The following is a 24,282-nucleotide window of genomic DNA, read 5'->3' as shown; positions in this document are numbered from 1 at the left end:
AGTAAGTTGTACCATGGCCGTAAAAATGTGTTGTATGAGGAGTCAATCTAAAAATGGACTTTTGTTCAGATCCGAAGACATCAAAATCATTATGCAGGAAGATCTGTGTCCTGACCAAACCTTCAAGTCTCATATGCTGGAAGGGAAGTCAAGCTTTAACCTTCTGTTCTTTCTGAGCAATGCCATTAATCTGGAGGCTCATGACTGTGGAACTCAATTTTTGTTCAAGAAAAATCAATATATCCTTCATTATTCCCCTAAAGAAAATGTTGCAGAATTATGGACTGAAAATCAGGAAATCCTGAAATATCTGCAGATTCAGATCAATTATCAATATATTTTCAACCTCATCAATCCTGAGCATAATCGTGAGAATGCAGAGATTCTTGAAAATATGATTCATAATAATTTTATATTCCTGCATAAAGAAACACCTCCGGACATGACCGTTGAAATGCATATGATCGTAAAGGAAATTTTAGGGTATACCAAGAAAGGAATCATGCAGAAATTATTCATAGAAGCAAAAATCATCAAACTTCTTATTCTGATTTTTGAACAGTTTAATGAGAAAAACACATTGGAATCTACCCCAAAGACTCCGGAAATAATCAGAAAATTCATTGATGAAAATTATCACAGGAATATAAAAGCGGAAGAGATCGGAAAATATATTGGTATGAATCAAAATATCATAAGAAAAGAATTCAAAGCTCAGTATCATACAACGATTGCTCATTATATATCGGAACTTAGAATGTTAAAAGCCAGGAAACTGATTACAGATAAGGAAATTATGATCAAAGAGATCGCCATTGAATGCGGCTATGAATATCTCCAGAACTTTACGCGGGCTTTTAAAAAGAAGTTTGGTGTCTCTCCGGAAAGTCTGAGAAATAATAAATAGAAAAACCGCCTAAATAATTAAGCGGTTTATATATGTTGTTTTGCTTTGATATTACTTTTTCAGAATTCAGGTGAAAAAGCAATGACAATCAATTAATGATGATGTCCGTGATCGTGAAGGAAAGGTCCGTTTCCTTTAGGCTCGCTGTAGATAACCTCTACACCTTCCTGCTCAGAAACAAGCTTTCTTCTGATATCTTCAGGGTCGAAAGGCTTTACTTTTCCGAAATACTCTTTCAAACCTTCAGTTAGCCACATTGGGATTACTAATCCGAAGAACATAAAAATACACCAGAATCCTACTAAGAACATAGTAATGAAGAATATAGTCCAAAGGAACTGGTAGAACGGCCAAAATGCTGATAATATCGTTATCATTCTCTTAAAGATTTTAGGCAAAAATAGAACTTTTTTCCTTTTTACACAAAAGATCGGCGTTCTATTTTGTTATTTATTTTAATTTTAAACTAATTAGTGAGCAAGATTTGCGAAGAAATCGTTTCCTTTATCATCGGAAATGATGAATGCAGGGAAGTCTTTTACTTCAATTTTTCTTACCGCTTCCATTCCTAATTCCGGGAAGTCTACTACATCTACAGACACAATATTGTCTTTCGCAAGAATAGCAGCTGGTCCTCCGATAGATCCAAGATAGAAACCTCCGTATTTATGACATGCATTGGTAACATCTTTACTTCTGTTTCCTTTTGCAAGCATGATCATACTTCCGCCGTGGCTTTGGAATTCGTCTACATAAACATCCATTCTTCCTGCAGTGGTAGGTCCGAAACTACCTGAAGCCATTCCTTCCGGAGTTTTAGCCGGTCCTGCATAATAGATTGGGTGGTTTTTAAAATATTCCGGCATTGGTTTCCCACTGTCGATAATTTCTTTGATTTTTGCGTGCGCAATATCTCTTGCTACGATTAATGTTCCGTTCAGTTTTAATCTTGTTTTGATCGGATATTTAGAAAGCTCAGCAAGAATTTCCGGCATTGGCTTGTTCAGATTAACCTCAACAGCTTCTTCCAGGTGCGGAGGAGTATCAGGCAAGAATCTTTTCGGATCCTGTTCCAATTGCTCAAGGAAGATTCCTTCTTTTGTAATTTTTCCTTTGATATTTCTGTCTGCAGAACAAGAAACTCCCATTCCTACCGGACAAGATGCAGCGTGTCTTGGAAGTCTGATTACTCTTACGTCGTGGGTAAGGTATTTACCTCCAAACTGAGCTCCAATTGCACTTTCCTGACATATTTTCTGAACTTTAGCTTCCCATTCAAGGTCTCTGAATGCCTGTCCAGCCTCATTTCCTTCTGTCGGAAGGTTGTCATAATATTTTGCTGACGCTTTTTTCACTGCAGCAAGGTTGGCTTCTGCTGAAGTTCCTCCGATTACCAATGCTAAGTGGTAAGGTGGGCAAGCCGCTGTTCCAAGATCTGAAATTCTTTCTTTAACAAATTCTTCAAGAGATTTTTCGTTCAATAAAGATTTCGTTTTTTGATATAAGAATGTTTTATTAGCTGAACCTCCTCCTTTTGTTAAGAATAAAAATTCATAGTAATCTCCTTTTTTAGCATAGATATCAATCTGTGCAGGAAGGTTAGACCCTGAATTCTTCTCCTCAAACATCGTCAAAGGAACAACCTGAGAATATCTTAGATTTCTTTTTTGGTAAGTATTGAAAATTCCTTTGCTCAGGTACTCTCCATCTTCTACTCCTGTGTACACATTTTCTCCTTTTTTCCCCATTACAATGGCTGTACCTGTATCCTGACATGAAGGAAGCGCTCCTTCAACAGCCACTGCAGCATTTTGTAAAAGGTTATAAGCAACGAATCTGTCATTATCTGTAGCTTCAGGATCATCAATAATTCTTCTAAGGCTTTCAAGGTGGGAAGTACGAAGCATGAAAGAAACATCTGCCATCGCTTCTTCGGCTAATAATTCCAATCCCTTCGGATCTACTGTTAAAATTTCTCTGTCCCCTAGTTTTTCAACCTTTACATAGTCTGATGTAAGCTTTTTGTACACCGTATCATCCTTCTGAATAGGATACGGATCCTGATATCTAAAATCCATTCAATTTTTGTTTGTACAAAAATACGCCTCCTTTAAAAAAATATGAGTAAAATCAGTCATTTATATTGATATTTATAATGATTATAAATTGGAGATTTCTGAGTTTATAAGTACCTTTATAGAATGTTATTGTAATAGATTTCAAATTTGCATAATTCAATTTAATGAAAAATACATTAGTCATTTTTTTCTGTTTTATAATGTACAGTAGCTATTTCGGTCAATATGAAAATACGATACAACTTTCAGGAACTTGGACCGGAAAAGTTGAGGGGCATCCAATTAAATTTGAGATTTTGGAAAAAACACCCCATTCTATTACTTTTTCGTTTATCAATTTTCAAAATGAAAGGTTTACAATTTTAAAATCTGATGTAACAACTAATGAAAAAAATGAGTTTGTTATTTCTATTAAAGAGGCTAAATTTTCTTCACAACGCTACGAAGATTGCATATTTTCCACAGGAACTTTAACTCTATTTAATGTCTTGCAGGACAGCATGAGACTAAATTTAAAATCAGTTGGCCCAATATGTTTTATAAGCTATGATGTGGGGAGGAATATGCCCGATATAAAGGATCTCATTTTAACAAAAGAAAAATCAAATAAATAATATGAATTACAGAATAGAAAAAGACACCATGGGAGAAGTGCAGGTACCTGCAGATAAATTTTGGGGTGCACAGACGGAACGTTCCAGAAATAATTTCAAAATCGGACCTGAGGGTTCAATGCCGCAAGAAATCATTGAAGCTTTTGCTTATCTGAAAAAAGCAGCAGCCTATACCAATACAGATCTGGGAGTACTTCCTGCTGAAAAAAGAGATATGATCGCTAAAGTATGTGATGAAATTCTGGAGGGAAAACTTAATGACCAGTTTCCGTTGGTGATCTGGCAGACAGGTTCCGGAACGCAATCGAACATGAATGTCAATGAAGTCGTTTCCAACAGAGCCCATGTTAATAATGGAGGAACGTTGGGTGAAAAATCTGAAATTCACCCGAATGATGATGTGAATAAATCCCAATCTTCCAATGACACATATCCTACTGCCATGCACATTGCTGCGTATACAAAAGTAGTGGAGGTAACTATTCCTGCAGTAGAGAAATTAAAAAATACACTGGCTGAGAAATCAAAAGCCTTCAAAGATATTGTAAAAATCGGGAGAACCCACCTGATGGATGCTACTCCGCTTACTCTCGGACAGGAATTTTCCGGATATGTGGCTCAGCTGGAATTCGGATTGAGAGCTTTGAAAAATACATTACCCCATCTTTCTGAGCTGGCATTGGGAGGAACAGCTGTAGGTACAGGATTGAATACTCCTAACGGCTACGATGTAAAGGTGGCAGAATATATTGCCCAATTTACCAACCATCCTTTTATTACTGCAGAAAATAAATTTGAAGCCCTTGCTGCACACGATGCGATTGTTGAATCTCACGGAGCGTTAAAGCAACTGGCTGTGTCTTTATATAAAATAGCTCAGGATATCAGATTACTGGCATCAGGTCCTCGTTCAGGAATCGGGGAAATTCATATTCCTGAGAATGAACCGGGATCGTCTATCATGCCTGGAAAAGTAAATCCTACTCAAAATGAGGCAATGACGATGGTTTGTGCACAGGTTTTAGGAAATGACACCACCATTTCTTTTGCCGGAACTCAGGGAAATTATGAGCTGAATGTTTTCAAACCGGTTATGGCTTACAATTTCTTACAGTCGGCCCAGTTGATTGCTGATGCATGTATTTCCTTCAATGATCACTGTGCTGTAGGTATTGAACCGAACCATGAGAGAATTAAAGAGCTTGTAGACAAATCTTTAATGCTTGTGACAGCATTAAATACTCATATCGGATATGAAAATGCAGCTAAGATTGCAAAAACCGCTCATAAGAACGGGACAACGTTAAAAGAAGAGGCTGTTAATCTTGGTTTATTAACTGCTGAACAGTTTGACGAGTGGGTGAAACCAGAAGATATGGTAGGAAGTTTAAAATAATGATTCTATAACTGATACAATGCAAAAACTCCGGGAGCTTTTCCCGGAGTTTTTCGTTTGCTATTAAAATATATTTAATCTAATCCAATAGCCAGGCCGAATATCAATGCTTTATCATTTTTGAAATAGCTGTCTTTAAAGAAGTTGCTGAAATCTTTTTTAACAAAGAGACTAAAGCTGTTATAGGAAACCGTAATCTGTGCTCCGTATACAAAAGGATTCACCTGATAATTTCCACGGTCTCTGGTTTCACCATCACCATCTTTTATAATATTGTTGGTTGACATTTTTACCCCTCCGTATACATTGGCTCCTATTTTAAATCCGGTGTAATAGCTGCGGTACTGGATATCCATTCCTGCATTCTTAAGCTTGGAGAAATTATATTGTACCCCCAAAGGAACCATAATATACCCAGTTCTCAGTTTACTTTTATCAAGGTTTTCGTTAGCTTGAACTAAAGCAACTCCCTGATCTGCACTTCTTGTAAACAGCATATTATTATCTGCTCTTACCGTTCTCCAGGAGAATCCTAATCCGGAAATAATAGCCCAGGGACTTGTTCTGCTAAGCTGATAATTGAGTTTAAGACCAAATTCCAGGTTATTGGCATATCCGATATTTTTATCAAGTACATTATCCGGAGAGCTATTCGTTAATGTCATAATTCCGTAGGAGAAATATCCTGTAAAGCTTCTGCTGGGACGGAATTTTTTCAAAAGCTTTTCTTTAAGTTCTTCTTTGGACGTAACATCTGTATTCAAAAGAGAATATCTTACCTGCTTCTGAATCACATCATCCAGATCAAATCCAAGTTCCTCAATTCTTTTATCCATTTTCTCAGAATACCGATCTGCAATCAGAGCTTTTTCTCTGTCGAAATCAGATTTATTGAGATTTTTTGCCTGCAAAACTACCAATTCCTCCTCCATCAGTTTTTTTTCTTCCTGAATAATAGCGTTGATTTTAACTGCATATTCTTCTACTTTCTCTTTTACAATCGGGCTTACCTCCGTATCTTTTTTAGAAGAAAGATTAATATTGAATTTCTTTTGTGCATGGATTGACGCTGAAAAAAAGCACAGCAATCCCATTACGATTAATTTCTTGATCATAGTATTATTTTTTATTTATTACGGATAAATTATCTGGCATTCAAATCAATAGTAGTTGCCACGTTACTTCCATCTTTTGTTTTTTCGATGACATCTTTATGCTCTACTGAGAAAAGAAGTGTGGAAGGATCTACATATTTTTTCTTTTTAACCGGAGTTTTTAAAGAATCGGCTTTCGCCATCAGTCTAGGATTGGAAATCTGAGGAATATCCAGTTTCTTAATAGGAATCATTTCTTTAGGAAGAAGTTTATTTTCCCCCATTGCCAATGGAGAAATAACTTCTTTGTTATCTTCTGAAAGTGTTTTCTTCACTTCCTTTTTATCATTATTCTCAACTGCCAGCGGAATATTATTCTGAACAGGAGCTTTTATAATTTCTTCTTCATTATTTTTTGCTGTTTTCTTTACAATTTCCGGTTGTGTTTCTGAAGGCTGATTAAGAAAAAAGAAAACACTCCCTAAACCAAATGTCAACAGGAAACATGCCGCTATTAATATCCAGTTCACCTGTAATCTGGGACGATTACTGCTGTTCTGAAGCTCAATTTCAGACCACAGATCGCGCGATGGGGTAATTTCCCTTTCCTCCATCTGTTTTTTGATCTGCCATTCAATATTATCTTTAGACGTTTTCATTTTTCACTTTTTTTTGTTGTTGAAAGTAGATCTTTCTTAATTTTTCTTTTGCTCTAAACAACTGGGTTTTGCTCACTGCAATTGAAATCTGCAAAGTATCAGCAATTTCCTGATGAGAATAGCCTTCCAGTACATACAGGTTAAAAACCATTCTGTAGGCATCGGGAAGCTGATCCAAAAGTTCCTGTGCATTAAAATCACAATCTATCTCCGCCTCATGAATGTCTTCGTGAAAAGACTGGTTGATTTCGTCCAGATAGAATACTGTTTTATGGCTTTTGATAAAATTCAGACATTCATTAACGACAATTCTCCTCGCCCAGCTATCCAGGTTCGATTCTCCTCTGAAGCTTTCTATATGCTTAAAAATTTTACAGAATGCTTTAATAAGACAATCTTCCGCCTGATACAAATCGCTCACATAGCTTTTGCTTACGCTCAGAAATCTCTTTACATTCTGTTCATAGAAAATCTTCTGTGCAGCCGGATCCTGTTTTTTCAGGAGGCTCAACAAATCATTCTTTTTATTTCCGAACAAAAGTTTCATGCTTATGCTGTTTCTATCTTAAAGACACTCAAAACAAAAAAAGGTTACAATTTTTTAAAAATATTTTTATTGATATTACTTAATAAAGGAAAAAGGCTGCCTTAGAATAAGACAGCCTTTATATTTTATCCTGAGAATTCATCAAGCATATTTCTGGTGGGAACGAAGAAAAGTGTTCCTGTAACTGCAGTACTGAAATCTAAGATTCTGTCATAATTTCCTGGTGGATCACCTATAAACATATTGGTCAACATCTTTTTTGTTGTGGTAAATGTACTTGAATAGGCTATAAAATAGGTTCCGAACTCATTCGTAGATGGGTTACCAAAAGGCATATTATCTCTGACTATTTTCAATTCCTCTCCATTCTCACCTTCGATATTGGCTAAGGCAATGTGTGAATTGGAAGGTTTTATATCATCAGACATTTCAATATCATTTTCCTTTGATCTTCCGATCACTTTCTCCTGATCTTCTGTGGACAGGCTTTTCCAGGCATCCATATTGTGAAGGTATTTCTGAACGAAAAGATAACTTCCTCCTTTATATTGAGGATCTTCATCTCCTATTTTTCCAAAATAATCACGGTCGTCACCATGCGGATTTTCCGTTCCGTCTACAAAACCAAGAATGGAACGTGCATCCCAATATTTAAATCCGTGAATCTCCAGAATACTTTCAGCTACCGAACTCAATAATTTGGATATTTCAACCGCCATATCGAAAATCAGGCTTTTGTTATCTGCTCTCAGGTGAAAATGAAGATCTCCGGGAGTGGAGACAGCCGTATGTTTTACTCCTTTTATTTCTTCAAAACCAGTCAATTCCTTTGGCAGTGGCATTGGAAGTTCCAGCTTCCTCCATGCTTCAGCACCAATTCCCATTACACAACTTGCCCTGCTGTCCGGGAAACGGTTAAAAACCGAATTATTAAGATTTAAAACCAAAGCACATAGCTCCTGAAAAATATCTTTCAGCTGCGGGCTGTCATGAAGTTTCCAGACCATGAAAATAGTATTGCTATTTGGATAGTCTGTCACATTCTGTGATTCTGTCGTATTCATACCTCTATTTTTGTGGTATTAAATATCCGAAACTGAAACCTGATCTGCAAAATATTGTTCCAAATCTTTCAAAGTTTCCGGATTGGTCTGAATATCTTTTACCAAAAGACCTTTGTTCACCACCACGATTCTGTTACATACTTCTGTTGTATGTGAAAGATCATGACTGGAAATAAGGAAAGTAACACCATCTTGTTTTGATAATTCTTTGATCAGATTTTTAAGTTTGATCTGTGTAGAAGGATCGAGATTGGCAAAGGGCTCATCGAGAATAATAATCTCAGGATTTCCAATGATAGCTCCTACAATTCCTACTTTTTTCTGATTTCCTTTTGAAAGATCACGGATATATTTCCCTGATTTCAGGATCTCACCATTGAAAAAATCATGAAAAGGTTTCAGGAATTCATCTACAGATGCTTTGTTCTGACCTCTCAGCTCCCCGATGAAATAAAAGTATTCCTCTGGAGTAAGATAACCAATGAGAAAGGTATCATCTACAAATGCTGAAACTTTATTTTTCCAGGCTTCGGATTCATTGACCTTAATTCCGTCAATACTCACAAATCCTGTGCTTGCCTGAATCAAATCCAGCATCAGGCTAAAAAGAGTTGTTTTTCCTGCTCCGTTATTTCCTACAAGGCCAAATGTTTCCCCGTTTGGAATCTCAAGATGTTCGATATTAAGAACAGTTGCTGTTCCGTATGTCTTGGATAAATTTTGTATGTTGATCATGATTTAACCTTTATTTTTAAATGCATCAAGTGCGCTGTATTTTTCTCTTTTATATTGTTTTACAATAATATCGAAGATCTTTTCTCTCATAAAAAATCCGATAACTCCAATAATAGCAATACTTACCACTCCACCTGTAATTCCTGTAAAATATTTTGCCAAAGCAAATACTCCCATAGGAAGAAGCATTTTAGGAATCAATAAAAGTATAGCCACCATATTAAAACTTCCTTTCTGTCCCAGTCTTTTTTCCTTTGAGTTCAGGTCAATCTGAGTTTTGTTGAAGGCTCCCGACCACAAAGTAAATTGAGAATTCACCCCCATATTGTACAATCCTGCTGCAAAAAATGTGACATATACTTCCCAGCCAAAATAAGCATAGCAAAGTGCTATAATTATAGAAGCTCCGGTTACAATATTCATCAGCCACCATTTTGCTTTTAAATATTCTTTGTACGGAACATTCAGAGTCATCATCAGAGGATAATATGAGCTGTCAAAAGCCGGCACCCTCTGCCCAAAAAGAAACTGGAAACCACCTGTTACAAATAATCCCATGAACATCATCATTGCAGGGGTTTTGTATAGTGAAGAAGTAAACATCAGCAATCCATAAAAAAGAAACATAACACTGCCGAGTAAAATACCTTTTGCGACCTTATTACGTCTCAGCATTTTAACATCGTTATTGATAAATGTACCAATAACACCATATTTATTCAGGAAAGCTATATTTTCTGTTTTCCCTACTGTTTTCTTAGCTTCAAGCCCCTGATCAAGATAAAATTCTTTACGCAGATAACGGAAACAAATCCACCACAGCAGGACAAACAGAATAACAGGGATCAGCGCAAAGTAAGGTTTTTCATAGAAGCTTAAAAAAGCTGATTCTGAATATGATAAAACCGGAATGATATTGTAGTATCCCAGACTTCCGATGATCACAAAACAGATTCCAATGGCAATAGCTAAAGGCTCTTTCCCATTGAAAAAAATATTGATAAAGTTATTCAGATAGAGCAATGCTATGACTCCAATAAGCCACACCAGCATTCCTATAATGCTATATCCTTTGAATAAAGCAATCAGGGAAAATGTGATAAAGAATAATGAGGTCAGCCAGCTGAATGCAGAAAGAAAGGTTTTGGCCAGCATATAATTGACCAGTGTATTCTTCCTGATATTCATGGTAAGAAATGGCTTAATATTCTGTGTAGGAACTTCCTGCCATAAATATTTAATAACCAAATCTATAATCCACGCAACGATCATGAATTTTGAAACCATCTTTAAAGGATTCTGATGCATTTCTTCCTGAATGTAGAAAAAAGCAAGAAAGGCACCCCCAATAAGACATCCTATGAAGTAAAGAATTCCTATGAAACGGAGGATTTTCATGGTCAGATTGATCCCTAAAGATGTACCACGAAAGAAGCTTTTGATTTCAAGCCTAAGGAACTTTAGAAACATATGTTAGTTTTTTACATTAGTAAATATAATGCAAAATATGTTACAAATTTTTAACGAAAATTAGATTTCTCTCGTTATCCTATAAGTTCTTTTGCCTGTGCCAGAGCGGCTTCTGTAATTTTACTTCCGGAAAGCAATTGGGCAATTTCGTTCAGTTTTTCTTCACTGCTTAAAGGAATAATGGTGGATTGTGTTTTGCCCGAAATATCCTGCTTCACCACTTTATAATTATCATTTCCTTTGGCGGCAACCTGTGCAAGGTGAGAGATAACAATCAACTGCATGTCTTCAGACATTTCTCTCATAAGGTTTCCGATCTCTTCAGCTACTTTTCCTGAAACTCCGGTATCAATTTCATCCAGAATAAGGGTTGGAAGCTCATCACTTTCTGCAATAATCTTCTTTACAGCAAGCATTACTCTTGATCTTTCTCCTCCGGAAATAGCAGTCTGGATAGGTTTTAAAGGGAAACCGGAATTGGCCTGAAACAACAGCTGGATATTTTCTTTTCCAAACGGGTTGAATTCTTCAGCATCCTGTAATTCTATATCGACTTTTGCTTTTTCCAGCCCTAGTTTTTTCAAAAGGACTTCTGCTTTTTTGATGAAAACAGGAACATTCTTATGTCTGTTCTTTGAAAGCTTTGCAGCAAGAGTCTGAAGTGTTTTTTCTTTTTGAGAAATATTGTTTTCCGTTTCTTCAATCTGTGATTCAAGATCCGAAGCTCCTTTCTGATCTCCTGCCAGCTGGTTTCTGATTTCAATCAGTTCATGAAGATCTGAAACATTGTGCTTCAGAAATAAAGCATTGATTTTGTTATTAAGATCGGTAAGGTATACCAGATTTTCCGGATTGATTTCAACTCTCTCCGCCTCATGTTCCAGTTCGGAAATGATATCTTTAAGCTCTACAAAAGAGGTTTCAAGTCTTTCATCAAGTTCAGCAAAACTGGTGGAAACTTCGGAAATTTTCGAAAGCTTATTTGTAGCTTCATGGAAGAAGGATAAAATACCTATTTCTTCCTGATGGAATCTTGATAAGATCTGGCCTACATTTTCTGAAATCATCCCTGCATTTTCCTGAATGGAAAGCTGGTTCTGAACATCTTCATAGTCTACATCATCAAGTTTAAGCTCTTCCAGTTCGTTAAGCAGAAATTCTTTATAATCACTTTCTTTATTAGATTCTGAAAGCTGGGTTTTCAGCTTTTTCAACAACAGTTTAAGAGTCTGAAAATCAGAAAACTCCTGTTGATAATCTTCTATGATTTTTTTATTCTCAGAAAGCCCGTCAATAATTTTAAACTGATATTCTGAGGTAAAAAGGTTAGAGGTTTCAAATTGAGAATGGATATCAATGAGTTGTGAGGAAAGTTCTTTAAGAATATCCAGCGTTACCGGCACATCATTAATGAAAGCCCGGGATTTTCCTGAAGGAAGGATTTCTCTTCGGATAATAGTCTGAAGCTCGTAATCCAGATCATTTTCAATAAAGAATTTCTTAAACTGATTGTTGAGGGAAAACTCGGTTTCCACAACGCTTTTTTCTTCAGTTTTGGCAATAGATTTTACATCTGCTCTTTCTCCTAAAATAAGTCGCAAAGCCCCTAAAATAATAGATTTACCAGCCCCGGTTTCTCCGGTAATAACCTGTAAACCATTTTTCAATGATACTTCAAGGGTATCAATCAGGGCAAAGTTTTTAATGTAAATTCTCGAAAGCATTGATAATCCGGGTTATAATCCAATTTGAGTTTGAACGGTAAAATTAAGTTTTTTTAATGAGTTAAGAAATCGTTTTTTGATTGTGCACTCATCAATAATGCTATCTGTTATTAAACGTACTCAGAAATTTTAGACTTTCCATTTATTCCACTTATTCTCTATATTCTTTGGTGAGAGGATAATCATATTCTGTTTAAGGTCATTAAGAATGAGGCCTCCATTATTTCCAGAATTGAAAATATTGAAAATTTCATCACTTTTGGTATCCATGAACAGGTTGAAGAAAAATGCCTGCTGGAAATTGTTTTCGTACATTTTAAGCTGCATCAGCGCATCAAAAATCACTTTTTTCCCGGCCGTCTGATCCTGGTTGAAAAGGTTATCCAATCCTGCTCTGTGGTAAGTATAAATGGTAGAACGCAACTGACCCCAGTTTGGGTTCATGATTTCGTTGATCAAAATAGAACGGCTTCTTGGCTCATTGATGGTATTCCAGCCCTCATAGTTTCTGTTTTGGGAATTCTGAGCAATCTGTTGTGCTTTTGCATACCATTGAGATCCTCCCATAGACTGGAAGCTATCTGCATCCAACCCTAAAATCACATAGATATAGAAACTGATCACATCCGTAAGATTTTTCCCTGAAAACTGTCTTTCATTAAAAATAAGACTCTCATTTTCAATGTACTCAAAAGCAAATCTTTGATCCTGAAGGTTCAGTAAAGGAGATTCATAGGTCGTATTATAAACAGGTCTTACTGCCTGAATAACAATAGTTCCTTTGAATTTATTTACGTCTCTTTCAGAAATAACAATAGAAAAAGCACATTTTATTTTTTCAAAATTCTGAAGTTTTTTACCCGTCCAACTGGTATTATTAATAAAATCCCTGAGACTTTTCTCCAATGCTTTATAGGCCTGCTGGTTACTTCCCCCAAGCTGATTGGAGTTTACCTGTACTGTTGCCAACAGCTCCTGAGAAAAACTTTGGGTATATAGAAAAAACAGAAAAAATAAACTTATAATTTTTTTCATTGTCTATTAAAAATTGAGAACGGAAATTTATTAAAATTATTTTAAAAATTGAGCCTCTACAAAATTGAGAATATCTTTTGCTACATCATCCTTTGATTTCAGATTGAATTCTTTTTTCTCTGTTTTTGTAAATATTTTGATTTTGTTGGTGTCATTTTTAAAACCAGCACCTTCGTCACGAAGAGAATTCAGAACAATCATATCCAGATTTTTCTTTTCCAGTTTTCCTTTTGCATTTTCCTCTTCATTTTGGGTTTCCAGGGCAAATCCTACCAGAAACTGGTGAGTCTTCTTTTCCCCCATTGTTTTAAGGATATCAGGATTCTTAACCAATTCAATCGTCAGGTTTTCATCATTTTTTTTGATCTTTTCCTTAGCCACTTCTTTTGGAGCATAATCTGCTACTGCCGCACTGGCAATCCCAATATCTATTCTGTCGTAAAATTCAAATACTTTGGCCAGCATTTCTTTTGCCGAAGTTACTTTATGAAGTTCAACATTTGGATCATTAAGGGTCTGAAAACTTGGCCCTGAAATCAGGATTACTCTTGCGCCTCTTTTCGAAGCTTCTTCTGCGAGAGAAAAGCCCATTTTCCCAGACGAATGATTTCCGATGAATCTTACCGGATCAATAGCTTCATAAGTAGGTCCTGCAGTAATTAAAACCGTTTTCCCATCAAGACTTCCGGAATGGCTATCTGAATGAAAATAATGTTCAACTGTAGTAAAGATCGTTGCCGGCTCTGCCATTCTTCCCTGCCCGATCAGTCCGCTTGCCAACTCTCCGTTTTCCGCAGGTATGATTATATGTCCGAAGCTTTCTGCCAGCTCCAGATTCTTTTTTGTAGAAGGGTGTGCATACATATCAAGATCCATTGCAGGAGCAATGAATACCGCGCATTTTGCAGACATATACGTTGCAATAACCAGATTATCACACATTCCGTGGACCATTTTAGACAGTGTATTGGCCGTACATGGAGCGACAATCATAACATCTGCCCACAAAGCCATTTCCACATGACTGTTCCATGTTCCGTTGCTGCTGTAAAAATCTGAATACACAGGTTTTTTGGATAATGTAGACAGACTTAGTTTCGTCACAAAGTTTTCAGCATCAGGAGTCATAATAACCTGTACTTCGGCTCCTTTCTTCACAAAATCTCTGATGAGAAAATGAATTTTGTAAGCCGCAATTCCTCCAGAGACAGCGATAAGTATCTTTTTACCGGAAACACTCATTTAGTTCTAATTTTTGAAATACTAAAGTACTTATTTTTTCCCACACAATGAGGCTTTAAAACAACAAAAGGTCATAAAAGAAATGAATTCCTTTATGACCTTGATTTATTAAAACACAGATGATTGATTATTTTCTTTCTTCTGTTTTTCTGAAATAAACATCTTCGTTTAACCATTCTTCAATAGCAATTGAAGTTGGCTTTGGAAGCTTTTCGTAATGTTTAGAGATCTCAATTTGCTCTCTGTTTTCGAAAACCTCTTCTAATGTAGAATTATGAACAGCAAATTCATCCAATTTGTTGTGAAGTTCCGTACGGATCTCCGCATTGATCTGCTCTGCTCTCTTTCCCATGATAACAATAGCTTCATAGATTGAACCTACTTTATCTTCAATCTTATCTTTATCGTAAGTAATAGTATTTACTTCTGCTTTTGTATCTTTTACACTCATTTTGAGAAAATTATTTTATTTTAAGATGGCAAATTTACGAATTATCTTTGAATTTTGAAAGTCGCTGCAGGAGGAGGCGTCTTAAGTGCCGCACTGTCCCTCTGTAACTGGATTGCTTTCTTTTCATTGCTGATCTGATCCTTTATTTGCTGATCAGCTTTATCTTTATCTGCCAGTTTTTCAGCTTCTTTTTTCTGTCTTGCCGTTAAAGCTGCAATTCTTGCTTCAGTTTGTTTTTTAACAACAACGAAGTTTTGTTTTTCCTTTTCCAGTTTTTCTCTAAGATCTAATGCCGTTTTAGAATATTCTGTATTAGGAAGCTCTTTCTCTACCACTTTTGTGTAAGTCAGAGCACTTTCAATACGCTCGTCTTTAAGATTATATACTGATTTCATCGCCAGTTCATAACGTGACTTCATGATATAATCATAAATTTTTGAACGAAGTTTTGTACTTGGAAAGTCTTCTAAAACATTTTCAAATGCTACATTCGCTGCTTTATACTCTCCCATTTTATAGTATTGTCTTCCGTTTTCGTAAGCTTTAAATTCAAGCTTATAAGACAATTCATCAATAAGTTGGCTGATATTTTTAGACCTTTCAGAGTTGGGATAATTGTTCAGGAACTCCTGAAGCTCATTAATAGCCAATTCTGTACTGGACTGATCTAAGTTATAATCCATAGATCCTTCATAATAGCACAATGCAGACATATACGCTGCTTCTTCAGCTCTTGGATCTTTTGGGAAACTCACTGCAAAGTTTTTAAACTGGTGACCTGCCAGCTTATAACTCTTGTCATAGTAGTTAGCATAAGCAGTGTTGAAACCTACATTAGGAAAATCATCCGTTCCTGCCACAAGATTTGCAAGTCTGTCGTAAAGCGCCAATGCATTTTTCCACTTTTTCTTAGCGAAATTTTCATTAGCTGCCTTTAAGATAAATTCTTTATCAGCACTTCTCATTGCTCTTTCCTGTTGGCTTACACAAGATGAAATCACCGCTACAACAAAAAGACCTAAAATATATTTTTTCATATAAAAAGTTCAACAGTTTTCGGATTATACAGCCGATTTACTAATTTGCAAAAATATAACTTTTTTGTCAATAGATTTTTTTTTATGAATATTTAACGTAATTTTAGTCTGCAGCGTATCCCAGAATCGCAAAAACACTTAATAAAAGATTCATTCTCACCTTTTTCTCAGCTTCTTTTGCATAGGTTTCCTCATTTTTGCTCGGAACATAGAGCTCATAGAAATTTTTGTTCCTGATTACAAATAAAGTAGATCCGATAATCATGGTAAGAATATCTTCAGGCTTTGGTGTAAAAGTAAAAACACCTGATGCAACACCTTTTTTAATGACTTCATCCAGCTTTTTGACGAATAACTGATAGAAATCAAGCAATTCATCTTTCAGATTTTCTGTATGACGAAGCTCCTGAGTCACAAAACCGTGGAAATAATTATACTTAAAAAGCTGAGAAACAATATATTTAATCATTTCCCGCAACTGCATTTCCGGTTTCCCTTCTTTGATGGTATCCGCAAATTCCGAAAAGTTCTCTCTGGTCTTCAGCACCCTGTACTGATAGAGGTAAGACATCATTTTCTCTTTGGAACCAAAGTAATAAGAGATCATGGCAACATTGATATTTGCTTTAGAACAAATATCTCTTACAGAAGTTCCCTCGTATCCTTTTTTTGCAATCAGCTCTTCTGCAATATCCAGTATGTGAATCTGTTTTTCTGTAAATTTTTTTTTCATGAAGTGTACTTTGAGTAAAGTTAAGAAATTTTTAACACATTTATAAACGTACGTTTAATAATTTTAAATTAATTCTGAAAAATCCTTACTTTTGAATATGGACTTTTTTGATTTTCACCATCATAAAAAAAACATCAGAAACGGAATTTACAATCTGAACATTGAGCAAATTCCGCCTGATTCCCCTTATTCTATCGGAATTCATCCTCAGGATATTGATGTAAATAATATAGAACAGCAGTTTTTGTGGATGAAAAATATGATATTTCAGAACTGTTTTGCCATTGGTGAATGCGGCTTGGATTCTTTAGTTTCTGTTGATCATAAAATTCAGGAAGAAGTCTTTTTAATGCAGATTAAGATTGCTAATGAAGTAAAAAAACCTCTGATTATTCATTGTGTAAGAAAATTTTATGAGGTTATTTCATTTAAAAAGAAGGCGCAACAGCCTATGATCATTCATGGTTTTAATAAAAAACATCAAATTGCTGAAGATCTTCTTGCCAATAATTTTTACCTGAGTTTTGGAAAAGCTGTTTTGTATAATTTATCTTTGCAGGATATTTTGAAAAACACTCCATTAGACAAAATCTTTTTAGAGACTGACAATGAAAATTTTAACATCGAAGAATTGTACGTTAAAGTTTCGGAAATAAAAGAAGTTTCTTTGGAACAACTCAATGAACAAATTTTAGAAAATTTACACAGAATAAAAAATGGATAAATACTGGCTGGAAAGAACTGAACTTTTGATAAAAGAAGATGGATTAGAAAAGCTCATAAAAGCCAATGTGCTTGTAGTAGGCCTGGGCGGAGTAGGTTCTTTTGCCGCGGAATTTCTTGCAAGAGCCGGAGTGGGAAATATGACGATTGTGGATGGCGATACAGTAGATATCACCAATATCAACAGACAGCTTCCTGCTTTGCATTCTACGGTCGGAAAACATAAGGTAGAGGTGGTTGCTGAAAGACTTCTTGACATCAATCCACAGCTGAATTTAACGAAAATCAATGAATTTCTGAATCCGGAAAGAATGGATGAAGTTTTGGATTCTGCAAAATTTGATTATGTTCTGGACTGCATCGACAGTGTTACGCCAAAGCTTTCCCTGATTATCGCTGCCAAAAGAAGAAGGATAAAAATTGTAAGTTCAATGGGAGCCGGCGGAAAAACCGATCCAAGCAAAGTATTGGTAAGAGATATTAGCAAAACTGAACATTGCCACCTTGCAAGACAGGTAAGAAAAAGGCTGAAAAAAGCAAAAATTGACAAAGGAGTTCGTTGTGTTTTTGCCAATGATATTCAGGATGAAGAAAGTTTGAAAATGACTGATGGAACTAATTATAAAAGATCTTTTTACGGAACAATAAGCTATATGCCTGCCATTTTCGGGTTGTATACCGCTTCAGAAGTGATTAATCATTTATTAAACCAGGATTAAAATATTCCCCAGCCTATTTCACGGATTTACAAAACGATTTCGTATATAAATTCGTGAAATAGATGGGAGAAAAAATAAAAACCCCTATTTACACTCCGTAAATGACAAATTTCCAATATCCCAGAGCGGAAAAGCTCAAAAAAAACACAGAGATCAGTTTGCTTTTTGAAAAAGGCAAATGGAGAACGAGTGGAAATCTGAGAATCATTATTCTGAAAGACAAACCCAATCTTCCTGTAGAAGAAGCAAAATTTGGAGTTTCTGTTTCTAAAAGATATTTTAAAAGAGCAGTGCACAGAAACCGTATCAAAAGATTACTGAGAGAATGCTATCGTCTGAACAAAGATTTGTTTAAACAAGCGTTTGGAGAAAAAACTGTGGCGATGCTGTTCTGGGTTTCTGCTGAGATGCCTCCGAAATTTCAGGATGTAGAGGCTCAGTTTATAAAGCTTTGTGAAGCACAGAAAAAGTAATTTTCCTTTAGAATAAAAGATCTGTGATGTATTTTATCTCGCGGATTATGCTAACCATGCAGATTTTTTATTTTCCCACGGATCACACAGATTTACGCTGATTATTACATCGGTACTTTTTTTATTCTACAGTAAATCACAAATAGCGAAGCTCGAAACTCGTATCCCGGGACTCAAAAATCAACCGTACTCTTAATTTCAGATAGTTTTTGTATTTTTAGAGAAAACAATAAATCTGAAAATTAATATGTTAGACAATATTCCCTATTTTTCTTATATAATCAGTGCGTTTATCGGCATTGGATTGGCGGCTGCTACAGGCTTCCGGGTATTTCTTCCCATGTTTATCGTAAGTCTTGCCTCTTATTTCAATTGGATTCCTATGAATGAGCATTTTGAATGGCTTGCAGGTCTGCCTACACTTATTACAACAGGAATAGCCACTATTATTGAGATTCTGGCTTATTATATCCCTTTTATTGATCATTTACTGGACACGGTCTCTATTCCTATGGCAACGGTTGCAGGTTCCATTTTATTTGCCAGCCAGTTTGCTGAACTTGGAACTTTTCCGCAATGGGCGCTGGCATTAATTGCAGGTGGAGGCACCGCAGCAACAATCAGTTCCGGATTTGCAGGAATAAGGGCCGCTTCTACTGCAACAACAGGAGGTCTGGGAAATTCTATGGTAGGAACAACAGAGACGGCAGGAGCAGGCATAATGTCTATTCTCGCGATGGCAGCTCCAGTACTGGCCGCTATTTTTGCAATAATTACCTTAATTGTTGTTATTGTGTTCGGACGAAAAGCCTGGAAAAAATTAAGAAGCAGTAAAAACAATCCTCAGAAATGATAAAATAAAAAAAGGTACTGTTCTAATCAGTACCTTATTCTTTTTTAATTTTTACTTCTGAAGTCCTTAATATCCTTAATCTTGGATTCAAAATATTCCTTTTTCTCAGGACTCTTTTTGATTAATATTTCAAACGCTTTTATTGCTTTTGTATAGAGTTTCTGTTCAAAATAAAGATTGGCCAATGTCTCTGTCATCAAATGCGAGATATCGTCATTCTTTTCTTTTACAACATAGGTACTTTCTTCTTTTAACTGACTGATTCTAGGATTGTTTTCAATAAAGGTTTCAATAGCTTTATCTTTAATTTCCAACTTTTCCTTTTCATTTTCTTCTGTTCTGCCAATCTTAAGCCAGCTCTGCCAAGTATTGATAAAACCTGGGACATTGCTGTCTATTGACGACTGAGCCGTATTCTTCATAGTAACCTCTTCTGTTTTTTCTACAGGTTCTTCTTTCTTTTCCTTCTGCTTTTCTTCAACTTTAAGGGTAGAAATATCAGTTCCAAAGAATGAAACATTCATCACAGGAACATCTTCTTTTCCATTTTCTGTATCCGTTTTTTCTTCTTCAGTTGATTCAATTAACACAGAGTGATTCTCTTCATTTTCAGACATTTCCGATACTGGAAGAGCTTCTTCCTGAACGGTTGCTGTAACAGTTTCGGAAGGCTGCTGTTCTTCAATGATTGCTTCAGGCTCTGCAACAGGAGCTGCTTCCGCTACCGGAATTTTGATTTCAGGCGCTGATCCTTTTTCTGATTTGCTGATTAAAGAATCTGGCATATTGGATTCCACGCTCATGGGCTTCCATACAGACTGTACTCCAGGAGTTTCTTCTTCTTTTTCTTCTGTAATTTCAACCTTAGCTTCTTCTACAGGCAATTGACTTTCAACAACTTCTTCAGGTAAGGATTCTTCTTTTGTTTCCTCAGGTTTATCCTCACTTGTTGACCAGAAATGAAAATTCTGAGTATCAGCAAAGCTAATTTCATGATCTTCAACCACTTCAGGCTCTACTTCCTCTTGCAGAACAGGTTTCGTCTCCTTCATTTTTTTCTCAACCTCTTCAATCAGGCGTCTCATTTCCTCCTCATGTTTATTTACATTCGGTTGGGAAATCTCAACGGTCTCTAAAGTTTCTTCATTATTGGCCTGAATTTTAACGTCCGGCATAAATGAATCTGTTCCATGGAAGCTTACTTCAGCATCAGATATTTCTATTGATGACTCTTCTTCATTACTATTTGCCTCTTCTTTTTCAGCAGAAATCTGATCTTCGTCGATAATGGTTTCTGGCGTAAAATTTTCTCCAGCATTATCTTCTACTTCAGTTTGTATCTCTTGTTGAGCGATTTCTTCTTCAGAAACAGATATAGCTTCAATATCAGTTGATCTTGTATTTAAAGGCTCTTCCGTAACTTCTTCAATACTTTCCTCTGATGCTAAAGGAGATACTTCATGGAAACTGATATTTTCTTCTTCGTCAACCTTTTCTTCTTCTTTTTCTGAAGAAATCTGATCTTCATCAATGATCGTTTCCGGTGTAAAGTCTTCTCCTGCTTTTTCCTCTATTTCAGTTTGCTTTTCTTCTTGCTGAATAGGCTCCTCCACTACAGGTTCAGTCTTTTGGGTTACCAAAGTTCCTGATTCCAGAGTAGACTCAATATCTATCGTTTCAGAATTTTGTTCATCCAGAAAGTTTTCTTCTCCTTCAAATAAAATTCTGTTTCGTTCACCGTTTACATAGATATGTTTAACTTCTTGTGCAGCTGGAATTACACACGTATTTTCCTGCTCCTCAGATGGTTTTTCCAAAGAGATTTCCTCTTCTCTCCTGATAGGGAAAGATTGGGTCTTTGGTATAAACTGAGCCGCTTTTTCAGTTGTCTTAGAAGGTTTCTTTTCTTTAACAACTTCAGGTTTGATCTTTCCGTTAATCAGCTGATACAAAATCTTCTTATCAGTAGTATATGCCGCTGTTGTGGAAAGCTCTTTCTGATAGTTTTCTTTCTCGTACAGATGTACTCCATACAGGTGAAGTGCCCTGATATTTTGAATATAAGGAAAAGTGTGAATCTCTTCTTTCAAAAGACCAAGGTCTTCGGACTGAATATTTTTCGGATTTTTTATTAATTCTAAAACTCGTGGATTCATCTTACCAATTCGCTACAATGTCGTTAAATATCTTATTAATGATTCTATCTGTTACCAGCTTTACCTGCTGGTCTTCGATCTGACTTAGTGATACATCACTGTTGAAAGCAGCTTCATCAGAATACGTTCTGTCGAAACTTGCATCCGGATGAATTTTATTTTCATAATGTACTTTTACTGTAATCGTAAGTTTATTCTGTGCTTGCTGAATCACCCCACCAGAAGGGTTTGTCTGGGTATTGGAACTGATTGTGGTAGGCGTGATGGAGTAGTCTGTAATCTCTCCCTCAATAAGAATATCAGGATTCTCTTTTGTTCCTTTCAAAGTAGTTCTCTGAAGGAATCTGTTTTGTATTGCTGTAGAAAACTGTTGCGATAATGCAGGGTTTACAAGAGGTGCATTATTGGGAAATTCATTGATCTGAACAGTCTTTTCGTCTGTAAGAGACGATCCTGTAAAGCTGTAGCATGAATTTAAAACTCCCAGCAATGCAAAAAGCATTCCCGTTAACAGTGATTGTTTCAGGCTGATATTTTTAATGTTAAAATTCATTTTTAGATCCGATTTCAATAATTTCATCATACTCAATTTGTTGAATAGCGTCTTCATAAGCAAAATAGTTTGCTGTGTATAAAAATGGTAAGGTAAGAAAAATTCCTATCCCACAGGCAACAATACCAATCTGAGCTAAAATACTCACTACCACTGAGAAAAGAAAAATCGACAGGAGATTTCCTTTGGTCATTACTTTTGAAATCTTCCAGGCTTCTTTTATTTCTTTAATCCCTTTAAGACTGATTAACGGGATGATATAAAAGCCCTTCAATACGAAGTAATATATCGCTGCAATTAATAAAAACATATAAGGAAACACGAAAAGAGCAACCATTGGGTTAGGTTCATTACGCTCTGATAATGCCCCTGATATACCCAACACCGCAAATAAAGGAATGTAAAGTAATAAAACACTACCAAAAATAATTAACTGCAACATAAAATAAGGCATGAAATCTTTAAAATCAAAGATATCTCCCGGGCTTGCCGGCTGATTTCTATTTAATCTCTGAAGATATTTGTATAAATTACCCTTTGCCAACAGTCCGCAGAACGGAATAATCGACATGATAAAGCATAGTAAAAATGCTACAAAAATATTCCCGAAATCTTTCTTTAAAAGTTCGAAACCTTTGTTAATATATTCTCCGAGTTTAAAATTGATCGGCTTGGGTGTTAAATTTACTTTCATTATCTATGTTGTGTTAATCTTCCAGGTTATATTGTTTTATTTTTCTGTATAAAGTTCTTTGTGAGATTCCCAGCTCATCTGCCGCTCTGTTTCTGCGTCCTTTATGCTTCTCCAAAGCTTTGATAATCAAATCTTTTTCATTATTCTGAAGCGAAAGTGATTCCGGTCTGTTTTCTTCAATTTCGATGTCTTCAATATCTTCATAGCTGTCATCAGGAGTCGAAATAATCGTAGGAGTCTGAACGGTCGGTGTATCGTTATTATTTTCAAAATACAACAATGATCCGGAATTCACCTGCGGCTGACTTTCGGGGGTATAAATCCTGTTGATCAGGTTTTTCTCATGATTACTAAGATCTGCTGTTCCTCTGTTTTTGATCAATTCCGAAGTTAAGGATTTTAAATCATTAATATCATTCCTCATATCGAATAGAATTTTATACATGATTTCCCTTTCACTTCCGAAATCGCTCTGCTTTGGAGTACTTTGAGTATTTACTACCATGGGAAGGTGGGTTTCCATAGGAATATACTCGGCCAATTTCTCAGCGGTTATATTTCTATTCCTTTCCACAACGGTCATCTGCTCTACTAAGTTTCTTAGCTGACGGATGTTACCTGGAAAAGAATAACTTTCAATGTAATGAACAGCGCTTGGTTCCAATTCAAGCTCCGGCATTCTGTATTTTTCTGCAAAATCTATTGCAAACTTTCTGAATAATAAATGGATATCACCTTTCCTTTCTCTCAAAGGCGGCATATCAATCTGAACGGTATTCAAACGGTAATATAAATCCTCACGGAACCTTCCGTCATGGATGGCTTTCATCATATTAACGTTGGTAGCGGCCACAATTCTTACGTTCGTTTTCTGAACCTGTGAAGAACCTACTTTCATAAATTCACCACTCTCAAGCACTCTTAAAAGACGAACCTGAGTCTGCAGCGGAAGCTCTCCTACCTCATCTAAAAAGATAGTTCCGCCATCTGCTACTTCAAAATATCCTTTTCTTGTAGCTGTAGCTCCTGTAAAAGCTCCTTTTTCGTGTCCGAACAATTCAGAATCTATGGTTCCTTCCGGAATTGCACCACAGTTTACCACAATATAAGGCTGATGTTTTCTTTTTGATTCTGAATGAATGATTTTCGGAATAAATTCTTTACCTACCCCACTTTCTCCAATGACCAGCACAGAAATATCTGTAGGTGCCACCTGTATAGATTTTTCCAGGGCCCGGTTAAGTGCAGGAAAGTTTCCGATAATTCCGAAACGGTTTTTTATGTTTTGTAGCTCGTTGCTCATAAGTAAATTTTTGATTATTGAT

At 36.0% G+C, this 24,282-nt stretch carries 25 protein-coding genes; 7 read left to right on the top strand and 18 right to left on the bottom strand.

Features of this window, described 5'->3' with window-relative positions:
* The first annotated feature begins 34 nt into the window (after nt 1–34).
* Complete coding sequence (locus CQ022_RS20095) at nt 35–907, top strand: helix-turn-helix transcriptional regulator (protein ID WP_165791701.1); 873 nt, start codon at nt 35–37, stop codon at nt 905–907.
* Nucleotides 908–999: 92 nt separating this feature from the next.
* Here CQ022_RS20095 and CQ022_RS20090 read toward each other — a convergent pair whose 3' ends face one another.
* Both CQ022_RS20090 and CQ022_RS20085 read right to left on the bottom strand, forming a co-directional pair.
* A complete protein-coding gene (locus CQ022_RS20090) occupies nt 1,000–1,284 on the bottom strand; it encodes a hypothetical protein (RefSeq protein WP_172625768.1) in 285 nt (94 codons plus the stop codon).
* Between the two features lie 93 nt (nt 1,285–1,377).
* Nucleotides 1,378–2,985: a fumarate hydratase gene (locus tag CQ022_RS20085; protein WP_105684070.1), complete on the bottom strand. Its 1,608-nt coding sequence runs from the start codon at nt 2,983–2,985 to the stop codon at nt 1,378–1,380.
* Nucleotides 2,986–3,149: 164 nt separating this feature from the next.
* On the opposite strand from CQ022_RS20085, the gene CQ022_RS20080 reads away from it, so the two are divergent.
* Nucleotides 3,150–3,599 (top strand): hypothetical protein, encoded by a 450-nt coding sequence (locus CQ022_RS20080; RefSeq protein WP_105684069.1) that lies wholly within the window; start codon nt 3,150–3,152, stop codon nt 3,597–3,599.
* A gap of 1 nt (nt 3,600) precedes the next feature.
* Nucleotides 3,601–4,995: a class II fumarate hydratase gene (gene fumC, locus CQ022_RS20075; RefSeq protein WP_105684068.1), complete on the top strand. Its 1,395-nt coding sequence runs from the start codon at nt 3,601–3,603 to the stop codon at nt 4,993–4,995.
* A 74-nt stretch (nt 4,996–5,069) separates the two neighbouring features.
* On the opposite strand, the gene CQ022_RS20070 is transcribed toward fumC, so the two are convergent.
* The 12 genes from CQ022_RS20070 to CQ022_RS20015 form a co-directional block, all read right to left on the bottom strand.
* The gene (locus CQ022_RS20070) at nt 5,070–6,110 is read right to left on the bottom strand and encodes a porin family protein (RefSeq protein ID WP_105684067.1); all 1,041 of its coding nucleotides are present in this window, start codon (nt 6,108–6,110) and stop codon (nt 5,070–5,072) included.
* Nucleotides 6,111–6,139: 29 nt separating this feature from the next.
* Nucleotides 6,140–6,748 (bottom strand): hypothetical protein, encoded by a 609-nt coding sequence (locus CQ022_RS20065; protein WP_105684066.1) that lies wholly within the window; start codon nt 6,746–6,748, stop codon nt 6,140–6,142.
* The gene (locus CQ022_RS20060) at nt 6,735–7,295 is read right to left on the bottom strand and encodes an RNA polymerase sigma factor (RefSeq protein WP_105684065.1); all 561 of its coding nucleotides are present in this window, start codon (nt 7,293–7,295) and stop codon (nt 6,735–6,737) included. The genes CQ022_RS20065 and CQ022_RS20060 overlap by 14 nt, the downstream gene beginning before the upstream one ends.
* 125 nt (nt 7,296–7,420) lie before the next feature.
* Nucleotides 7,421–8,359, bottom strand: a complete 939-nt coding sequence (locus CQ022_RS20055; protein ID WP_105684064.1) for a Dyp-type peroxidase — start codon at nt 8,357–8,359, stop codon at nt 7,421–7,423.
* 18 nt (nt 8,360–8,377) lie between these two features.
* Nucleotides 8,378–9,094, bottom strand: coding sequence for an ABC transporter ATP-binding protein (locus CQ022_RS20050; protein WP_105684063.1), 717 nt, complete (start codon nt 9,092–9,094; stop codon nt 8,378–8,380).
* A gap of 3 nt (nt 9,095–9,097) precedes the next feature.
* Nucleotides 9,098–10,564, bottom strand: coding sequence for a DUF5687 family protein (locus tag CQ022_RS20045; RefSeq protein ID WP_105684062.1), 1,467 nt, complete (start codon nt 10,562–10,564; stop codon nt 9,098–9,100).
* A gap of 74 nt (nt 10,565–10,638) precedes the next feature.
* On the bottom strand, nt 10,639–12,288 hold the full coding sequence (locus CQ022_RS20040; protein ID WP_105684061.1) for a DNA repair protein RecN: 1,650 nt from the start codon (nt 12,286–12,288) through the stop codon (nt 10,639–10,641).
* A gap of 129 nt (nt 12,289–12,417) precedes the next feature.
* Entirely contained in the window at nt 12,418–13,323 is a 906-nt protein-coding gene (locus CQ022_RS20035; RefSeq protein WP_105684060.1) for a DUF4835 family protein, read from the bottom strand.
* A gap of 36 nt (nt 13,324–13,359) precedes the next feature.
* Complete coding sequence (gene coaBC, locus CQ022_RS20030) at nt 13,360–14,565, bottom strand: bifunctional phosphopantothenoylcysteine decarboxylase/phosphopantothenate--cysteine ligase CoaBC (protein ID WP_105684059.1); 1,206 nt, start codon at nt 14,563–14,565, stop codon at nt 13,360–13,362.
* Nucleotides 14,566–14,692: 127 nt separating this feature from the next.
* Entirely contained in the window at nt 14,693–15,016 is a 324-nt protein-coding gene (locus CQ022_RS20025) for a DNA-directed RNA polymerase subunit omega (RefSeq protein ID WP_034681463.1), read from the bottom strand.
* A gap of 41 nt (nt 15,017–15,057) precedes the next feature.
* Complete coding sequence (locus tag CQ022_RS20020; protein ID WP_105684058.1) at nt 15,058–16,053, bottom strand: outer membrane protein assembly factor BamD; 996 nt, start codon at nt 16,051–16,053, stop codon at nt 15,058–15,060.
* 103 nt (nt 16,054–16,156) lie between these two features.
* A complete protein-coding gene (locus tag CQ022_RS20015; protein WP_034692722.1) occupies nt 16,157–16,786 on the bottom strand; it encodes a TetR/AcrR family transcriptional regulator in 630 nt (209 codons plus the stop codon).
* Nucleotides 16,787–16,883: 97 nt separating this feature from the next.
* Between CQ022_RS20015 and CQ022_RS20010 the strand changes: the two genes are divergently transcribed.
* From CQ022_RS20010 to CQ022_RS19995, 4 genes are all read left to right on the top strand, one after another.
* Nucleotides 16,884–17,510, top strand: a complete 627-nt coding sequence (locus tag CQ022_RS20010) for a TatD family hydrolase (RefSeq protein ID WP_105684057.1) — start codon at nt 16,884–16,886, stop codon at nt 17,508–17,510.
* A complete protein-coding gene (locus CQ022_RS20005; RefSeq protein ID WP_105684056.1) occupies nt 17,503–18,228 on the top strand; it encodes a ThiF family adenylyltransferase in 726 nt (241 codons plus the stop codon). Before CQ022_RS20010 ends, CQ022_RS20005 begins: the two co-directional genes overlap by 8 nt.
* Nucleotides 18,229–18,329: 101 nt before the next feature.
* The gene (gene rnpA / locus CQ022_RS20000; protein WP_105684055.1) at nt 18,330–18,701 is read left to right on the top strand and encodes a ribonuclease P protein component; all 372 of its coding nucleotides are present in this window, start codon (nt 18,330–18,332) and stop codon (nt 18,699–18,701) included.
* Between the two features lie 247 nt (nt 18,702–18,948).
* Entirely contained in the window at nt 18,949–19,554 is a 606-nt protein-coding gene (locus tag CQ022_RS19995) for a DUF4126 domain-containing protein (protein ID WP_105684054.1), read from the top strand.
* A gap of 44 nt (nt 19,555–19,598) precedes the next feature.
* Here CQ022_RS19995 and CQ022_RS19990 read toward each other — a convergent pair whose 3' ends face one another.
* Genes CQ022_RS19990 through CQ022_RS19975 form a run of 4 tightly spaced genes read right to left on the bottom strand, consistent with a single transcriptional unit; the run spans nt 19,599 to nt 24,260 of the window.
* Nucleotides 19,599–21,710, bottom strand: a complete 2,112-nt coding sequence (locus CQ022_RS19990; protein ID WP_105684053.1) for a hypothetical protein — start codon at nt 21,708–21,710, stop codon at nt 19,599–19,601.
* A gap of 1 nt (nt 21,711) precedes the next feature.
* Nucleotides 21,712–22,263 (bottom strand): LptE family protein, encoded by a 552-nt coding sequence (locus CQ022_RS19985; protein ID WP_105684217.1) that lies wholly within the window; start codon nt 22,261–22,263, stop codon nt 21,712–21,714.
* On the bottom strand, nt 22,253–22,957 hold the full coding sequence (locus CQ022_RS19980) for a hypothetical protein (RefSeq protein ID WP_105684052.1): 705 nt from the start codon (nt 22,955–22,957) through the stop codon (nt 22,253–22,255). Before CQ022_RS19980 ends, CQ022_RS19985 begins: the two co-directional genes overlap by 11 nt.
* A gap of 13 nt (nt 22,958–22,970) precedes the next feature.
* Entirely contained in the window at nt 22,971–24,260 is a 1,290-nt protein-coding gene (locus CQ022_RS19975) for a sigma-54 interaction domain-containing protein (RefSeq protein WP_105684051.1), read from the bottom strand.
* Nucleotides 24,261–24,282: the final 22 nt, after the last annotated feature.

Source organism: Chryseobacterium culicis (assembly GCF_002979755.1).
GTDB classification, from domain to species: Bacteria; Bacteroidota; Bacteroidia; order Flavobacteriales; family Weeksellaceae; genus Chryseobacterium; species Chryseobacterium culicis_A.
The sequence above is the reverse complement of the archived record's forward strand: the minus strand, read 5'-3'. Positions and strand labels throughout refer to the sequence as shown.

What these genes read in the sequence shown, in the direction of transcription:
- CQ022_RS20095 (WP_165791701.1), top strand. Translation starts at nt 35, where the DNA reads ATGAGGAGTCAATCTAAAAATGGACTTTTGTTCAGATCCGAAGACATC.
- CQ022_RS20090 (WP_172625768.1), bottom strand. Translation starts at nt 1,284, where the DNA reads ATGATAACGATATTATCAGCATTTTGGCCGTTCTACCAGTTCCTTTGG.
- CQ022_RS20085 (WP_105684070.1), bottom strand. Translation starts at nt 2,985, where the DNA reads ATGGATTTTAGATATCAGGATCCGTATCCTATTCAGAAGGATGATACG.
- CQ022_RS20080 (WP_105684069.1), top strand. Translation starts at nt 3,150, where the DNA reads ATGAAAAATACATTAGTCATTTTTTTCTGTTTTATAATGTACAGTAGC.
- fumC (WP_105684068.1), top strand. Translation starts at nt 3,601, where the DNA reads ATGAATTACAGAATAGAAAAAGACACCATGGGAGAAGTGCAGGTACCT.
- CQ022_RS20070 (WP_105684067.1), bottom strand. Translation starts at nt 6,110, where the DNA reads ATGATCAAGAAATTAATCGTAATGGGATTGCTGTGCTTTTTTTCAGCG.
- CQ022_RS20065 (WP_105684066.1), bottom strand. Translation starts at nt 6,748, where the DNA reads ATGAAAACGTCTAAAGATAATATTGAATGGCAGATCAAAAAACAGATG.
- CQ022_RS20060 (WP_105684065.1), bottom strand. Translation starts at nt 7,295, where the DNA reads ATGAAACTTTTGTTCGGAAATAAAAAGAATGATTTGTTGAGCCTCCTG.
- CQ022_RS20055 (WP_105684064.1), bottom strand. Translation starts at nt 8,359, where the DNA reads ATGAATACGACAGAATCACAGAATGTGACAGACTATCCAAATAGCAAT.
- CQ022_RS20050 (WP_105684063.1), bottom strand. Translation starts at nt 9,094, where the DNA reads ATGATCAACATACAAAATTTATCCAAGACATACGGAACAGCAACTGTT.
- CQ022_RS20045 (WP_105684062.1), bottom strand. Translation starts at nt 10,564, where the DNA reads ATGTTTCTAAAGTTCCTTAGGCTTGAAATCAAAAGCTTCTTTCGTGGT.
- CQ022_RS20040 (WP_105684061.1), bottom strand. Translation starts at nt 12,288, where the DNA reads ATGCTTTCGAGAATTTACATTAAAAACTTTGCCCTGATTGATACCCTT.
- CQ022_RS20035 (WP_105684060.1), bottom strand. Translation starts at nt 13,323, where the DNA reads ATGAAAAAAATTATAAGTTTATTTTTTCTGTTTTTTCTATATACCCAA.
- coaBC (WP_105684059.1), bottom strand. Translation starts at nt 14,565, where the DNA reads ATGAGTGTTTCCGGTAAAAAGATACTTATCGCTGTCTCTGGAGGAATT.
- CQ022_RS20025 (WP_034681463.1), bottom strand. Translation starts at nt 15,016, where the DNA reads ATGAGTGTAAAAGATACAAAAGCAGAAGTAAATACTATTACTTACGAT.
- CQ022_RS20020 (WP_105684058.1), bottom strand. Translation starts at nt 16,053, where the DNA reads ATGAAAAAATATATTTTAGGTCTTTTTGTTGTAGCGGTGATTTCATCT.
- CQ022_RS20015 (WP_034692722.1), bottom strand. Translation starts at nt 16,786, where the DNA reads ATGAAAAAAAAATTTACAGAAAAACAGATTCACATACTGGATATTGCA.
- CQ022_RS20010 (WP_105684057.1), top strand. Translation starts at nt 16,884, where the DNA reads ATGGACTTTTTTGATTTTCACCATCATAAAAAAAACATCAGAAACGGA.
- CQ022_RS20005 (WP_105684056.1), top strand. Translation starts at nt 17,503, where the DNA reads ATGGATAAATACTGGCTGGAAAGAACTGAACTTTTGATAAAAGAAGAT.
- rnpA (WP_105684055.1), top strand. Translation starts at nt 18,330, where the DNA reads ATGACAAATTTCCAATATCCCAGAGCGGAAAAGCTCAAAAAAAACACA.
- CQ022_RS19995 (WP_105684054.1), top strand. Translation starts at nt 18,949, where the DNA reads ATGTTAGACAATATTCCCTATTTTTCTTATATAATCAGTGCGTTTATC.
- CQ022_RS19990 (WP_105684053.1), bottom strand. Translation starts at nt 21,710, where the DNA reads ATGAATCCACGAGTTTTAGAATTAATAAAAAATCCGAAAAATATTCAG.
- CQ022_RS19985 (WP_105684217.1), bottom strand. Translation starts at nt 22,263, where the DNA reads ATGAATTTTAACATTAAAAATATCAGCCTGAAACAATCACTGTTAACG.
- CQ022_RS19980 (WP_105684052.1), bottom strand. Translation starts at nt 22,957, where the DNA reads ATGAAAGTAAATTTAACACCCAAGCCGATCAATTTTAAACTCGGAGAA.
- CQ022_RS19975 (WP_105684051.1), bottom strand. Translation starts at nt 24,260, where the DNA reads ATGAGCAACGAGCTACAAAACATAAAAAACCGTTTCGGAATTATCGGA.